Source organism: Nocardia terpenica (assembly GCF_013186535.1).
GTDB lineage: Bacteria > Actinomycetota > Actinomycetes > Mycobacteriales > Mycobacteriaceae > Nocardia > Nocardia terpenica.
This window is the reverse complement of the sequence record NZ_JABMCZ010000005.1, coordinates 441,433-455,593: the sequence shown is the minus strand read 5'-3', so window position 1 is coordinate 455,593 and position 14,161 is coordinate 441,433. Positions and strand designations below refer to the sequence as shown.

General features: G+C 71.1%; 13 protein-coding genes and 1 pseudogene. 6 read left to right on the top strand and 8 right to left on the bottom strand.

Translation table 11 applies throughout. The annotated features are described in order from the left end of the window. Positions 1-196: 196 nt before the first annotated feature. Positions 197-1,183, top strand: a complete 987-nt coding sequence (locus HPY32_RS38010) for a heme o synthase (protein ID WP_067588298.1) — start codon at positions 197-199, stop codon at positions 1,181-1,183. Between the two features lie 113 nt (positions 1,184-1,296). Here HPY32_RS38010 and HPY32_RS38005 read toward each other — a convergent pair whose 3' ends face one another. Together HPY32_RS38005 and HPY32_RS38000 are read right to left on the bottom strand one after the other, a co-directional pair. Continuing rightward, positions 1,297-2,589, bottom strand: a complete 1,293-nt coding sequence (locus HPY32_RS38005; protein WP_067588299.1) for a hypothetical protein — start codon at positions 2,587-2,589, stop codon at positions 1,297-1,299. Between the two features lie 145 nt (positions 2,590-2,734). After that, on the bottom strand, positions 2,735-4,165 hold the full coding sequence (locus tag HPY32_RS38000; protein ID WP_067588300.1) for an FAD-dependent monooxygenase: 1,431 nt from the start codon (positions 4,163-4,165) through the stop codon (positions 2,735-2,737). Between the two features lie 84 nt (positions 4,166-4,249). Here HPY32_RS38000 and HPY32_RS37995 point away from each other — a divergent pair, with 84 nt between their 5' ends. Beyond that, the gene (locus tag HPY32_RS37995; RefSeq protein WP_067588302.1) at positions 4,250-4,849 is read left to right on the top strand and encodes a TetR/AcrR family transcriptional regulator; all 600 of its coding nucleotides are present in this window, start codon (positions 4,250-4,252) and stop codon (positions 4,847-4,849) included. 12 nt (positions 4,850-4,861) lie between these two features. Here the strand turns inward: HPY32_RS37995 and HPY32_RS37990 are convergent, their stop codons facing one another. After that, positions 4,862-5,827, bottom strand: coding sequence for a quinone oxidoreductase family protein (locus tag HPY32_RS37990; protein ID WP_067595830.1), 966 nt, complete (start codon positions 5,825-5,827; stop codon positions 4,862-4,864). A 33-nt stretch (positions 5,828-5,860) separates the two neighbouring features. Here HPY32_RS37990 and HPY32_RS37985 point away from each other — a divergent pair, with 33 nt between their 5' ends. Then, entirely contained in the window at positions 5,861-6,211 is a 351-nt protein-coding gene (locus HPY32_RS37985; RefSeq protein ID WP_067588304.1) for a hypothetical protein, read from the top strand. Continuing rightward, entirely contained in the window at positions 6,211-6,984 is a 774-nt protein-coding gene (locus tag HPY32_RS37980) for a transporter substrate-binding domain-containing protein (protein WP_067588306.1), read from the top strand. The genes HPY32_RS37985 and HPY32_RS37980 overlap by 1 nt, the downstream gene beginning before the upstream one ends. Before the next feature lie 112 nt (positions 6,985-7,096). On the opposite strand, the gene HPY32_RS37975 is transcribed toward HPY32_RS37980, so the two are convergent. Beyond that, positions 7,097-7,303 (bottom strand): FmdB family zinc ribbon protein, encoded by a 207-nt coding sequence (locus HPY32_RS37975; protein ID WP_067588308.1) that lies wholly within the window; start codon positions 7,301-7,303, stop codon positions 7,097-7,099. A 7-nt stretch (positions 7,304-7,310) separates the two neighbouring features. Beyond that, entirely contained in the window at positions 7,311-8,312 is a 1,002-nt protein-coding gene (locus HPY32_RS37970) for a COX15/CtaA family protein (RefSeq protein WP_067588309.1), read from the bottom strand. Positions 8,313-8,620: 308 nt separating this feature from the next. Here HPY32_RS37970 and mug point away from each other — a divergent pair, with 308 nt between their 5' ends. Next, positions 8,621-9,196, top strand: a complete 576-nt coding sequence (gene mug / locus HPY32_RS37965) for a G/U mismatch-specific DNA glycosylase (RefSeq protein WP_067588311.1) — start codon at positions 8,621-8,623, stop codon at positions 9,194-9,196. Between the two features lie 260 nt (positions 9,197-9,456). Then, a pseudogene (locus HPY32_RS45295) lies at positions 9,457-10,515 on the top strand (MFS transporter); the annotation flags it as partial. Between the two features lie 201 nt (positions 10,516-10,716). On the opposite strand, the gene HPY32_RS37960 reads toward HPY32_RS45295, so the two are convergent. From HPY32_RS37960 to mptB, 3 genes are read right to left on the bottom strand one after another with little or no spacing between them, the layout of a single operon-like run. Beyond that, positions 10,717-11,499 (bottom strand): ABC transporter permease, encoded by a 783-nt coding sequence (locus HPY32_RS37960; protein ID WP_171983258.1) that lies wholly within the window; start codon positions 11,497-11,499, stop codon positions 10,717-10,719. Next, on the bottom strand, positions 11,496-12,428 hold the full coding sequence (locus tag HPY32_RS37955; RefSeq protein ID WP_067588316.1) for an ABC transporter ATP-binding protein: 933 nt from the start codon (positions 12,426-12,428) through the stop codon (positions 11,496-11,498). Before HPY32_RS37955 ends, HPY32_RS37960 begins: the two co-directional genes overlap by 4 nt. Further along, positions 12,425-14,128, bottom strand: coding sequence for a polyprenol phosphomannose-dependent alpha 1,6 mannosyltransferase MptB (gene mptB, locus HPY32_RS37950; RefSeq protein ID WP_156674463.1), 1,704 nt, complete (start codon positions 14,126-14,128; stop codon positions 12,425-12,427). The genes HPY32_RS37955 and mptB overlap by 4 nt, the downstream gene beginning before the upstream one ends. Positions 14,129-14,161: the final 33 nt, after the last annotated feature.

The window sequence follows — 14,161 nt, the reverse complement described above, 5'->3', positions numbered from 1 at the left end:
ACCGTGCCTGCGGCACGGGCGGATTCGCGGCGGGTGGGTGCTGGAACACAACCACCGTGGGTCTACCATCGTCTGTAGTAGTGGCTGCGCCGCCCGCGCGACGCTCCGGTGAAAGCCGAGCTGAGCGGCAGTGCGTGGGTTGCGGCGCGCTGCTGATTCCTTTACCGGATCGATGCACCACCTGCGAGGAGAGACAGTGCGGATTGGGCAACAGCCGGGTGGTGCACATGGCTCCTCCGCGACGGCGCTGGCCGGCCGGGTCACGGGGACCGGCCCGCTCTCGGCCCTGACACGCCGGGTGCTGGCGTACATCGCGCTCACCAAGCCGCGGGTCATCGAGCTGCTGCTGGTGGCCACCATCCCGACGATGCTGCTGGCCGGGCGCGGCCACGTCGACATCCGGCTCATCCTGGCCACGCTGTTCGGCGGCTGGATGGGCGCGGCGAGCGCCAACACCCTCAACTGCGTCGCCGACGCCGATATCGACAAGGTGATGAAGCGGACGTCCAAGCGCCCGCTCGCCCGCGAGGCGGTGCCGACCCGCAACGCGTTCGTCTTCGGCGTGGCGCTGGGCCTGGCCTCGTTCGCATGGCTGTGGTGGCAGGCGAATCTGCTGTCGGGCGTGCTGGTGGTCGCGACGATCCTGTTCTACGTCTTCGTCTACACCCTCGGCCTCAAGCGCCGCACCTCGCAGAACGTGGTGTGGGGCGGCGCGGCCGGATGTATGCCCGCGCTGGTCGGCTGGTCGGCGGCCACCGGCACCATCGGCTGGCCCGCGATCGTGCTGTTCCTGGTGATCTTCTTCTGGACGCCGCCGCACACCTGGGCGCTGGCCATGCGCTACAAGGAGGACTACCGCGCGGCCGGTGTGCCGATGCTGCCGGTGGTGGCCACCGAGCAGAAGGTGACCAAGCAGATCGTCATCTACACCTGGCTCACCGTGGCCGCCACGCTGGCGCTCATCCCCGCCACCGGCGTCGTCTACGCCGCGGTGGCGATCGCCGCGGGCGCCTGGTTCCTGCTCATGGCCCACCAGCTGTATTCCGGTGTGCGGCGGGGGGAATCGGTCAAGCCGCTGCGACTGTTCCTGCAGTCCAACAACTATCTGGCCGTGGTCTTCTGCGGTCTGGCCGTGGACTCGGTCCTCGGCTGGCACACCGTCGGCCACATGCTGTTCGGCTGAGCGGAAACCTCCGCGCCGCCATAGTCGTTCGAGCCCGAGCCCCCGGAACATCCGGGGGCTCGGGCTGTTTCGTCATCCGGCTCCGTCGTCGGCCCGAGCAGCCCCGGGCGTCGTCACCCGGGGCAGCCGGGCTGGAAGGGATAGCAGGCCGGACCCGCGGTCTGCTGCGGGATGGTGCGCTCCGGGGCGGTGGTGAACGTGCTCGTCGACGCCGGGGTGCTGGCGCCCGGCCCGGGGTGGGCCGGGGTGGGCCTGGTGCTGCCGCCCGTGCACAGCGCCGCCGTGGCCAGGATGACCACCAGCAGCGCCAGCACGACCAGCGGGGCGATGCCGCGGCCGCGGCTGTGGGTGCGGACCGGAGCCGGGGGACGCGGGTCGAACGGCACCGAATACGGCTGTGGGGGAGACGCGTACGGCTGCTGCGCGGTCCCCGGGGACTGCGGAGCGCCGTATGTCGGTGCGGTCGGCGGGGATTCGCGCGGTGGTGCCGCGTAACCCGATGCGGCGGCGACGTATTGGGGTGACAGGGGTGGCCGCGGCGGAGGTGGTACCGGGGCCGGGCCGGGCCCGCCGGGGGTCGGAATCGGCACGGCCGCACCGGATGCCGGTGCGGGCGCGACGGGACCGGGAGGCATCGGCCTGCCCGCGCCCGGCGGCGGGATCGGGGCACCCGAGGGCAGCGGCACGGCCGAGGGCATCGGTGCGGGTGCCGCGGGTCGCGGGCCGGTCGGACCGGTCGAGGCCGGTGCGGGGCGGGGTTCGGGCGGTGGCGGCGGTGCGTCCGAGCCGGTGCGCGGCGCGGGGAAGCCCTCCGAGGTCAGGTCGGAATAGGTTGCGGCGGCGGCGAATCCGAGCGCGCCGAGCGCCTGGCCGACCTGGGCGGCGTCCCACGAGTCCGGTTCGTCGGCGGTGATCCGGGTGATGTAGGACCGCAGCGAGGACGGCCCGTCGCCGACCACCACGTCGATCCCGTCCGGCAGCACGCCCTTCTCCAGCTGCACCCGGGTACCGAGCTGCGGGATCACCAGCACGATGCCCATGACCCCGACGCGCTCGCGGCCCGGTGCGCCGCGCAGCAGCTGCTCGATCTCGTCTGTGCGGGCGCAGACCTGTTCCATCGGCTCGGTGCCGGACTGCACCCCGTCCAGCGGCGCGATCCGGCCGTCGATGGTCCACGGGGCGTCCGCCGCCACCGTCAGGGCGCCGTTCACCCGCTCGGCGAAGCCCTTGACGACCATCACCACGCAGGTCTTCGGGGTCCACACCACGACGTCGGCGCCGTGCGCCTGTACCACCGCTATACCGGGTAAAGCGTGCGCACCAGTCCACGACTTCAACCAGTTCACCACCGTCCGTTCGGTACTGGACAGTCGCGACGGGTCGTCGTTGCGGACCTTCACCAACATCGTGATCAACCCCTGATCGATGCTTCGTCTATCGGTCGCCCGAGCGGTCGTCCGATCACCGTACGACTGTACGACGAAGCGGGCGAATCGGCTTGGGCGGCAGCACAGATCATCCAGCATCGATACCCGCGGCCCGCGCCCGGGGTCATTCGTCGTGCCGCCAGGCCAGATAGCCGTCCGGCCGGACCAGCACCCGGGTACCGGCCGTGGCCGCGTAATCGGCGAACGCGTGGCCGCCCACGGCGACCAGTTCCCCGTCGGCGGGCGTCCGGTCCGGGCCGACGATCGTGTACGCCCGCACCTCGTCCTCGCCATCGTCGTGATCGGCGGGCGCGTCGAACGACAACCGGGTGGCGTGCGGACCGCGGAACAGGTCGAACAGCCGGACCTGCGATCCGTCGGCGCGGCGCAGCACCGAGTCGGGCGCCCGATCGCCCGCGACCAGCGTGCCCGGCTCGGTGCGATAGCTGACGTCGAGCTGCTGGGTCTCCTCGCCGCGGCGCATCGCGTCCTCGGCGCCGGACAGGTGCTTGTCCAGCAGGTCGGTGCTGATGCCGAGCACCCGCGCGGCCACCGCGCGGCGCTCGGTCTCGTAGCTGTCGAGCGCGCCGGGCCGACCGCGCAGCGCGGCGGCCAGCTTCCAGCCGAGGTTGTAGGCGTCCTGGACGCCGGTATTGAGTCCCTGCCCGCCGGTCGGCGGATGCGCGTGCGCGGCGTCCCCGGCGAGGAAGACCCGGCCGTCCCGGAAGCGCTGTGCCAGGCGGATATTCGGCCGCCATACCGTCGCCCAGACGGGCTCGCCGAGCGTGATGTCCAGGCCGCCGGAGAAATGGTCCAGGTGCCGCTGCAGCACCGCCCGGGTGGGCTCGTCGTCGGCGGCCAGCGGGGTGGCGAACTGGAACAGCCCGCCGCCGGACAGCGGGGTCATGGCGATGCCCTCGCCCGGCGAGTCGGCGGTGGCGAACCAGTACCCGAAGTCGTGATCCAGGGCGTCGGCGGTGACGTCGCCGAGCAGCATCCGCACCGACTCGTCGGTGGTGCCCTCGAAGGCGATGCCGAGGGTCCTGCGCACGGTGCTGCGCCCGCCGTCCGCGCCGACCAGATAGTCGACGCGGACCGTCTCCGGGCCGGTCGGTCCGTCGAGCGCGACGGTGACCCCGTCGTCGTCCTGGGTGAAATCGGTCACGGCCGTGGACAATTCGACGCGCACCCCGAACTCGGCCAGCCGCTCGCGCAGGATGCGCTCGGTCTGCGACTGCCCGAGCATCCACGCATTCGGGTACGGCACAGCGGGAGTCGGCTCCCGGCGCTCGAAAAAGACGCGCTCACCGACGAATCGGCCGCCCACGTGGACCCGGGTCGGCGGCGGCGCGATACCGGCCGCGAGCACGGCGTCGAGCACTTCCAGATCGTCGAAGACCTCGAGCGTGCGCGGCTGCAGGCCGTCGCCGCGCGAACCGCGGAAGAACTCCGCCGCCTTGTCGACAATGCGGACCGGCACGCCGCGGCGGGCCAGATCGATGGCGAGGGTGAGCCCGGTGGGCCCGGCTCCGGCCACGAGTACCTGCGGAAACATCTGTACCTCCGTATAGTGAACTATGATTCAGTGAATCGTGATTCAGTATTAGAGTTGATAGGGTCCGCTGTCAAGGAGGTGAGGATGGCCCGCCGCAAGGAGCAGTCGGCCGAGACCGAGTACGCGCTGAAACAGGCCGCGCGCCGCCTGTTCGCCGAGCGCGGCTATCTGAATACGAAGATCACCGACATCACCGCCGCCGCCGGGCGCGCGGCGGGCTCGTTCTACAACCACTTCGCCAGCAAGGAGGAGCTGCTCCAGGAGCTCCTGAAAGACTTTGCCGCCGACGGGGATACGGCCGCCGACGAGGCGGAGCACAATCCCGACTTCACCGATCCCGCGGCGGTCCGCTACCACCTCGAGAACTACTGGACCTTCGCCCGCCGACACCGGCCGGTGCTGCGCGCGGTCCAGCAGGCGGCCCACGTGAATACCGATTTCGCCCGGATCGCGGGCCGCTTCGCCGCCGAGCAGCGCGCCGAATTGGCCGACCACCTCGACGGTTTCGAGGCCGCGGGCATGACCCTGCCCAGCACCCCCGAGGCCAGCCTCGCCATGGCCTTCCTCGCGCTGCACGGACTACTGGAGGCAGTGGAGGAAGGCTCGGTGGAGTTATCCGACGAGCAGGCCGTGGAGGGACTGACGAGATTCGTCTACCGGGGGCTCACCGGCCGCGACTATTGAGGGGCATCGTGTTCAGGGCAGGAGGACGAGGGAGCCGGTTGTTTTGCGGCCCTCCAGGTCTCGGTGGGCCTGGGCGGCGTCGGTGAGGGGGTAGGTGGCGCCGATGCGGATGTGGAGGGCGCCGGAGGCGAGGGCGGTCATGATGTCGCCTGCGCGCCACAGCAATTCGTCGCGGGTGCGGGTGTAGTGGGCCAGCGTGGGGCGGGTCAGGAACAGGGAGCCGCCGCGATTGAGGCGCTGCGGGTCCACCGGCGGCACCGGGCCGGAGGCCGCGCCGAACAGGGCCAGCATGCCGCGGACGCGCAGCGACTCCAGGCTGGCATCGAAGGTCGCCTTGCCGACGCCGTCGTACACCGCGGCCACGCCCGCACCGTCGGTCAGCGCGCGCACCCGCTGGGCCAGGTCGTCGCCGTAGCGCAGCACCTCGGCCGCGCCCGCCTCGCGCGAGAGCGCCTCCTTCGCATCGGTGGAGACGGTGGTGATCACCCGCACACCGCGCGCGGTCGCCAGCTGGGTCAGGATCAGCCCGACGCCGCCCGCACCGGCGTGCACCAGCACCGACTCGCCCGGCTCCGGCTTGTAGATCGTCTCGATCAGATAGTGCGCGGTCATGCCCTGCAGCAGTGCCGACGCGGCCACCGGCGGCGCGACCCCCGCGGGCACCGGCACCGCGACCGCCGCGTCGACGGCGACCTTCTCGGCGTAGCTGCCCGGCGCGGCCGCCCACGCGACCCGGTCACCGACCCGGAACTCCGTCACCTCGGCGCCCACCGCGGCCACCACACCGGTGCCCTCGGCCCCCGGAATGTACGGCACCGCTTGCGGATAGGTGCCGGTCCGGATGTAGGTGTCGATGAAATTGATGCCGACCGCCTCGGTGTCGACAAGCAGCTGATCCGGGGCAATCTGCGGCTCCGGAACCTCGGCGAGCTTCAGGACCTCGGGTCCGCCGTGCTCGCAAACCTGAATGGCGCGCATGGACGCCACCTTACCCATCGGTAAACTGATCGCATGAGCGAAACCGCCCTAGCGGCCCCAGCGAAGTTGTCGCCCTCCGTAGTCGATTCGGTGAAGGGATTCGTCGCCGAGCACGGGGGTTCCGCCACAGCCGTGCTGCAACCACTCGGCCGCATCGGCGTCCGCATCACCCTGGTCGGCGCGGACGGCGTGCTGGGTGACCGGGTGGTCGACGATCTGGCCACCGCCAAGGCCGTGGTCGAGACCGTCGACGGGGTCACCGAGACCGAGCACTGGGACCGCGAGCTGACCTCCGTCGTCACGCCCGCCCCCGGGCACTGGGCCAGGATGGCGGGCTGGGTGGCCCGGCAGGCGCGGTTCCCGAAGGCCCGCAACGAGCGCTGATGCGATTGCGACGGGTGACGGCCGCGCTCGCGGCCGGTGTGGGTTGCGTTGTGGCCCTGGCGGTTCCGGCGAGCGCGGAATCACCGGCGGCGGTGCGGGTGTGCACCACCGGTGACTATCCGCCGTATTCGGTGACCGACGCGGGCGGCTACCGGGGCATCGATATCGATCTGACGCGCGGGCTGGCCGATCTGCTGCACCGGCCGATCGAATTCGTGCCGGTCACCTGGACGTCGATGAAGTCGGATTTCGGTGCGCTGCACTGCGATATCGCGGCGGGCGGCATCTCGGACTCGGCCGCGCGGCTCGAGTACTCCGATTTCTCGCTGCGCTACGCCACCGACGGCAAGACCCCGATCGTGCGCGCCGGTGACGAGGACAGGTACGCGACCATCGATCAGATCAACCGGCCGGGCGTGCGCGTGATCGTGAATCGCGGCGGCACCAACGAGACCTTCGCGCGCACGAATTTCCCGCAGGCGCAGATCATTCCGTGGCCGGACAACCTGACGATCTTCGGCGAGATCGAGCAGGGCCGCGCCGACGTATTCGTCACCGACTCGGTCGAGGGCCGCTACCGCATCCGCCAGCACCCGACCCTGCGGGTCCTGCACCCGGACCGGCCGTTCGACTCCTTCGGCAAGGTCTTCCTGCTCCGCAAGAACGACCCGCTGCTGGCGGCCGAGGTGAACGGTTGGCTGGCAACCGAATTGGCGACGGGGCAGGTCGACCGGTTGTTCGCCGACTGGATCGGCCCGAACGCCACCGCCTGATAGAGATTCCGGCGCGCTTTTGGCCGGAATCTTTCGCGAGGTCCCGGCCAAAAGCACGCCGGGACCAAGAGCAAGAGACGGCGCGCCGGACCAAGAGGCGGTGAGCCCCGGATCAGGAGCAGCAGCCGCCCCCGCAGCAGCCGCCGCTCGGCGCGGCCGCCGGTCCGTGCGCCGAACCCGTCAGGGCGATGGTGGTCAGCAGTTTGACGGTGTCCGCGTGGCCGCCGGGGCAGGCGGCGGGGGCGTTCGACTCGCTCATCGGCCGGACGAGTTCGAAGGTGTCGGTGCACTCGCGGCAGCGGTACGCATAGGTCGGCATGGGTGGATTATCTCCGGTCGTCGGCCGCGAGCGAAACATCGCGGCGCGCGGCCGCCGGTGTGCCTGCCGCGCCGACCTTTTCGCGGCTGCGCAGCGCGGCCCACAGGGCGGCGGTGGCGGCCGTGCACGCCGCCGCGCCGCCGACGTGCACCGCCACCAGGGCGGCGGGCACATGGGTGAAGTACTGCACGATACCGACCAGGCCCTGCCCGCACACCAGCGCCAGGAGCACGATCAGCCGCGTCCGGATGGCCCGGTTCATGCCCACCGCTGCCAGGCCGAAGCCCAGGCCGACCAGCAGCGCCAGATAGGCGACCAGCATCTCGGCGTGCAGGTGGACCAGCGTCACGATCTCGATCTGCAACCGCGCGACGGGCTTGTCGGCGCTCTTGTCGCCCGCGTGCGGACCGGCCCCGGTGACCAGCGTGCCCGCAATCAGCGTGGCGCACAGCGCGACCGCGCTCAGCGCGGTCAGCCAGCGCAGCGGCGCGGGCACCTGCGCCACCTCCACCCCGTCGTCGGGGGAGGAGATCTTCGCGAACAGCAGCACCGCCAGCCACACCATCAGCATCGAGGCCAGCAGGTGCACCGAGACCGTCCACCACAGCAGCCCGGTGCGCACCGTGATCCCGCCGATCACCGCCTGCAGCACCGTGCCGCCCGGCATCAGCCACGCGTACACCAGCACCTCGCGCCGCCGCCGCGCCCGCACCACCGCCAGCACGACCAGCGCCGCGCACAGCGTGACCACGAAGGTCAGCATTCGATTGGAGAATTCCACGGCCTGATGCAGCACCGGCACCTCGGCATGCGGCACCGGGGTGAAGCTCCCCGGGAAGCACTGCGGCCAGGTCGGGCACCCCAGCCCCGAGGACGTGACCCGCACGATCGCCCCGGTCACCGAGATACCGGCCTGCGACAGCACCACCGCGACGGCAATGAGCCGCTGAACCCGCAGCGACGGCAGGGGAAGCAGATCGACGACTCGCAGAAAGGCGCGTGACAGCACGCACCGATGGTAATAGGCCCCGGCCTCCCCCCAACCACCGGGCTACTACAATATGTCGTTGAAGAGCTTTCTGGTCTCGGCGTGCAAGGGCTTTCTGGTCCCGGCGTGCAAGGGCTCTCTGATCCCGGTATGCGAGGACTCTCTGTTCCCGGCGTGCAAGGGCTCTCTGATCCCGGTATGCAAGGGCTCTCTGTTCCCGGCGTGCAAGCACTCTCCGATCCCGGCATGCAAGGCTCCCTGATCCCGGCATGCTTTTGGCCGGGATCCACCGACCAAAGCTCCCCAACCCCGTGCGGCACACTGGGCGAATGTCTCGCTCCGCCCCGGCCTCCCGCCCGACCCCCGCCGATCTAGCCGCCGCCGAGGGGGCGACCATCCCCGATCTGATCGCCCCCGGTCTGCGCGTGCTGTTCTGCGGCATCAACCCGGGCCTGTGGTCGGGCGCGACCGGCTACCACTTCGCCCGCCCCGGCAACCGCTTCTGGCCCGCCCTGCACCGCTCGGGATTCACGCCGCGTCAGCTCCGCCCCGACGAACAGCAGGCCCTGCTCGACCTCGGCCTGGGCATCACCAATGTCGCCCCGCGCACCACCGCCAAGGCCGACGAGCTGACCGCCGCCGAGCTGCGCGACGGCGGCCGGGCGCTCGTGGAGCGGGTGGAGCGCTACCGGCCCCGGGTGCTCGCGGTCCTCGGAATCGGCGCGTACCGCACCGCGTTCGGCCGCCCGCGCGCCGCCGTCGGCCCCCAGGAACCGCTCGGCGACACCGAGGTCTGGGTGCTGCCCAACCCCAGCGGCCTGAACGCCCACTACACCGCCGACTCGCTGGCCGCCGAATTCCGCGTTCTTCGAGAAGAGATCGATCGCCCGACCGGCGACGCGTAGCGACCGATCCCGGATCCTCTCGTCGCACAGGACATTCCGGACATTTGGCAACTCTTCGGCAACGGATTGCGTTGCGCTACTCCGCAGTGCGAAAGATCCGATACGGTACCGAGCGGGCCTCGCGCCCGCCCCGCTCGACCCCCGCTACCGAATCGCCCCGCCCCGGCTTTGCGCCGGTGGCGCAGCCGAGTACGCCCATCGTGCACGTCGCGCGCGCCACCGGTGCGCCGCGACGCGCGGCCGTCGGGAAAGGTGGCTCGATGTCGAGGGTTCGTTTGCTCGCGGTGTGCGCCGGATGTGGGCTGGAAGCCTACGACTGGGGCGCCTATCCGCTGCTGCTCAGCTACTTCGGGCCCGGTTTCTTCGGCGCGGACGTGCAGCGCTCGCTGATCTACGGCTTCGCGGTCTTCGCCGCCGGATTTCTCACCCGGCCGCTGGGCGGGCTGGTGCTCGGCCGCTACGCCGACAGCCGGGGCCGCAAACCGGCCATGCGGCTGTGCCTGGCCGGGGCGGGCGTGGCGGCGCTCGGCATGGCGCTCACCCCGACCACCGCGTCGATCGGCCCGGCGGCGCCGCTGCTGGTCCTGGGATGGCGTGCGCTGCTGGGCTTTTCGTACGGCGGTGAGGCGCCGCTGGGCAACAGCTACATCTACGAGACGACACCGCCCGAGCGCCGCGGGGCGACCGGCAGCCTGCTCTGCGCGGCCATCGGCATCGGCTCGGTCTGTGCGCGCCTGCTGGTCCTGGCGCTGATCGCGGCGGTCGGCTCCGATCGCGTCGCCGACGGGTACTGGCGGGTGCCGTTCCTAGTCGGGGCGGTGGCGTCGTTCGTATTCGCCGCCCTGCGTGGCGGATTGGCGGAGTCGGCCGAATTCGAGGGCCACCGCCGCGAGCCGTCGCTGTCGTGGGCGCAGGCCCGGCGTCGGCTGCGGACCCCGATGCTGGCGGTCGCCGGGGTGACGATCGGCTCGACCTCGGCCTCCTACCTGTGGTCGGCCCTGCCGCCCGCCTACGGCATCAGCGTGCTCGGGCTGAACGACACCGCCGTGCTGTGCGCCGTGACGATATCGACCCTGCTGGGTAACGCGGTGCTGCCGATGGTCGGACGGCTCGGCGACCGGCTGGGCTGCCGCCGGGTGATGGGCGTGGCCACGGTGGCGATGGCGGTGGCGATGATCCCGCTGCGTGCCGCGCTCGAACACGGTGGCGTGACCGCATTCTGGGTGGTCGTCCCGGTGGCCGGGATGATGAACGCGGCGGCCGTCGCGCTGCTGCCCGCGGTGCTCGCGGGCCTGGTACCGGGACGCTATCGGGTGACCGCGCAGGCGCTGCCCTATACGGTGACGGTGACCGTCTTCGGCGGTACGGTGCCGATGCTCGACCGGCTGACCGCCGCGCACCCGGTGCTGTTCGGCTGCTATCTGGTACTGCTGCTGACCATTACCGCCGCCACCTTGCGCTGGGCCGAGGGCCACCCGGACCTGCTCGCGGAAGTCGCGCTCGCGGTGGAGGATTCGCGGTCAGTCGAACCGGAACAGCCGCGTCGCCAGATAGCCCGCGACCACGCCCCACGCCGCCAGTACCACGATGCCGTACCAGTCGACGCCGGTATTCAGGGCCTGATCGAGCGCCTCGGCCAGCGCGCCCGAGGGAATCAGCCGCGCCACGATGCTCAGCGCGCCGGGTAGATTGTCGGCCGCGAACACCAGGCTCGCGACGCCCAGCATCACGAACCACGCGATGTTCGCCAGCGCCAGCACGATCTCGGCCTTGAGCGTGCCGCCCAGCAGCAGCCCCATCGCCGCGAACGTCGCGGTGCCCAGGGCGATCACGATCGCGCCGAACACCAGGCCGCCCGCCGACGGCCGCCAGCCCAGCGCAACACCGATGAGCCCCAGCACGATCGACTGCAGCACCACCACGATCAGCACCGCCGCGCACTTGCCGCCGACGATGCCCCAGCGCGGTAATGCGGTGGCGCCCAGCCGTTTCAGCGCCCCGTAGCGGCGATCGAAGCCGACCGCGATCGCCTGACCGGTGAACGCGGTGGACATGATCGCCACCATCATCACCCCGGGCACGATCCGGTCCACCCGGTGCCCACCCAGCCCGCTGATCGGGATCAGGGTGAGCCCGATCAGCAGCGCGATCGGAATGAACATGGTGAGCAGCAGCTGTTCGCCGTTGCGCAGCAACAGGATCAGCTCCATGCGCGTCTGCGCGGCCAGCATCGCGCCCCGGGCCGCCGGGCGCGGATCGGGGGTGAAGGTGCCCGGCGCGAAGCGGGGGGTGGACTCGGTCAACTGCGCAGCTCCCGTCCGGTCAGTTCGAGGAACACGTCCTCCAGGCGGCGCTGATCGATGCGAATATCGGTGGGCAGCACGTCGATTCGCGCACACCACGCCGTCACGGTGGCCAGCACCTGCGGGGTGATATCGCCCTGCAGCAGATACGAACCGGGGGAGGTCTCGTGCGGGGAGAACCCTTCCGGCAGCGCGGATTCCAGCAGCGTCAGGTCGAGTTTCGGGGGCGCGGTGAAGCGCAGCTGCCCCTTCGCCCCGGCGGAGGTGACCTCCGCGGGCGTGCCCTCGGCGACGATCCGCCCGTGATCGATGATGACCAGCCGATCGGCCAGCTGCTCGGCCTCGTCCATCAGGTGCGTGGTCAGCAGCACCGCCACGCCGTCGCGGCGCAGCGCGTCGATCAGCTCCCACACCAGATGCCTTGCCTGCGCGTCCATTCCGGCGGTCGGCTCGTCGAGGAAGACCAGCTCCGGCCGCCCGACCAGCGCGCACGCCAGCGCCAGCCGCTGCTGCTGGCCGCCCGACAGCCGCCGGTACGGGGTGCGGCGGGCGTCGCGCAAACCGAGGGTGCGCAGCAGCCAGTCCGGGTCCAGCGGATCGGCCGCGTAGGAGGCGACCAGGTCGAGCATCTCACCGGCGCGCGAGCCGGGATACGCGCCGCCGCCCTGCAGCATCACGCCGATCCGCGGGCGCAGCGCGTCGCTGTCGGCGACCGGATCCAGGCCCAGCACCCGCACCGCACCGGCGTCCGGGGCGAGGAACCCCTCGCACATCTCGACGGTGGTGGTCTTCCCGGCGCCGTTGGGCCCCAGCAGCGCCAGCACCTCGGCGCGCCGCACCTCGAAACCGATGCCGTCCACCGCGGTGAGGTCGCCGTAGCGCTTCACGACGCCGTCGATGCGAACGGCGGGATCCGAGGCTGGCGTCACGAGGAGACACCGTAGGCCGCGGGTCGCTGTGACGGAGCAGACACCCCCGGTCGCTTCCGCCACGGCAGCACATTTCGGGTGAGGACGATGAACGCCACCGACACCACCACGACCGCGATCGCGGCCTCGATGATCTGGAAGACCCCGTAGTCGGCGCCGCGCGGCATCAGCATCACGCTCACCACCGCCGAGAACACCACGGCCGGAACACGAAACGCGCGGGTGGTGGCCCACGCGGCCAGCGGCACGATGGCCCACAGCAGATACCACGGCTGCACCACCGGATACAGCAGCACGATCGCGGCCAGCGACACCCCCAGCGCGCCGACCGCGGGCAGCCGCCCGGTCCAGGTGGCGATGAGCATGCGCAGCGACAGGAAGCCCGCGACGGTGAGCGCGATGGGCCGGGTGATGCTCAGCAGCGCCGTGGTGTGATCGCCCAATCCCAGCAGCACGCCGCCGAATCCGGTGATGATGCCGAGCGCCGTCGGCAGCGACATCCAGCTCCGCACCACGTTCGCGGTATTGAGGGTGAACAGCCAGCCGAAGCCCAGCCCGCTGGCCAGGCTCACGAAAAGCGTTGTGGCGAGCGCTATCACACCCAGCAGCGCGGCGGCCGTCACCACCGGCCGCAGCCCCTTGCCCCAGCGCCGCGCCAGCGCCATGCCGACGAAGCCGAGCGCGATGAGCGAGGTGATCTTCACCGTCGACGACAGCGCGATCACCACCGCCCCGAAGGTCATGACTGTCCACTCGTGCCGATCGAACGGCCCCACGCCGCCGGTCGAGGACCCCTCACCCGCGATCGCGCGCAGGCAGAACTCCATGCCCGCCAGCATCAGCCCGAGCATCAGCGCGTCGTTGTGCACGCCCGCGACCAGGTGGAACAGCACCAGCGGATTGGCCGCCCCCAGCCACAGCGCGCTCACCGGCGCCACCCCGCAGCGCCGCGACAGCCGCGGCAGCGCCCACACGATCAGCGCCACCCCGCCGAGTGCCAGCAGCCGGTGCATCCACACCCCGATGATGATGTTGTCGCCGGTCAGCTGGGAGATGCCGCGCCCGATCCAGAGGATCAGCGGGCCGTAGGGCGCCGGTGTCTCGCGCCAGATGTTCGGCACGTTCATGGTGAGCACATTGCCCACCCCCAGCCCCTGCGCCGGGCCGACCAGATAGGGATCCATCCCGCGCTTGGCGATCTCGCTCTGCGCCAGATACGAATACACGTCGGTGGAGTACAGCGGGGGAGCGACCGACAGCGGCAGGATCCACAGCAGCAGCGTCCGATCCAGCTGCGACCGGCTCAGCCGGTGCGCCGGTGCGCCGCCGAAACCGCCGACCGCGAACCGGCCCAGCAGCAGCCAGGCCATGACCACCAGCACCGTGCCGATCATCGACAGCGCCAGCGACGAGGTCTGCCAGCGCGCGAACACGCCGATCACCCGCACCCCCGAGACCGGATTCTGCAGGACCGGCTGGGCCGCGACGCCCAGGGCGCTGGTGGCGATCAGCACCGTCCCGGTGGCCCCGAGCAGCCGGATCCGCTTGAACTGCACCATTTCCCGGGCGTCGAGGCCGGGCAGTTCGGCCTCGACGCTGTGCAGCACGGCGATGGTGTGATCGGCGGGCGGAACGTCCAGGCCCAATGCCCGGCGTCCGATTTCGATGATCCGGCGCCGCGCGCCCTCGATTGCCACCACGTCTGGGAAGCCTAGTTCGGGTGAGGTCGGTCA

Coding starts and splice junctions, on each gene's coding strand:
- HPY32_RS37990 (WP_067595830.1), bottom strand. CDS start 5,827: ATGCGCGCCATTCAGGTTTGCGAGCACGGCGGACCCGAGGTCCTGAAG.
- HPY32_RS37975 (WP_067588308.1), bottom strand. CDS start 7,303: ATGCCGACCTATGCGTACCGCTGCCGCGAGTGCACCGACACCTTCGAA.
- HPY32_RS38000 (WP_067588300.1), bottom strand. CDS start 4,165: ATGTTTCCGCAGGTACTCGTGGCCGGAGCCGGGCCCACCGGGCTCACC.
- mug (WP_067588311.1), top strand. CDS start 8,621: ATGTCTCGCTCCGCCCCGGCCTCCCGCCCGACCCCCGCCGATCTAGCC.
- HPY32_RS37980 (WP_067588306.1), top strand. CDS start 6,211: ATGCGATTGCGACGGGTGACGGCCGCGCTCGCGGCCGGTGTGGGTTGC.
- HPY32_RS38005 (WP_067588299.1), bottom strand. CDS start 2,589: ATGTTGGTGAAGGTCCGCAACGACGACCCGTCGCGACTGTCCAGTACC.
- HPY32_RS37995 (WP_067588302.1), top strand. CDS start 4,250: ATGGCCCGCCGCAAGGAGCAGTCGGCCGAGACCGAGTACGCGCTGAAA.
- HPY32_RS37985 (WP_067588304.1), top strand. CDS start 5,861: ATGAGCGAAACCGCCCTAGCGGCCCCAGCGAAGTTGTCGCCCTCCGTA.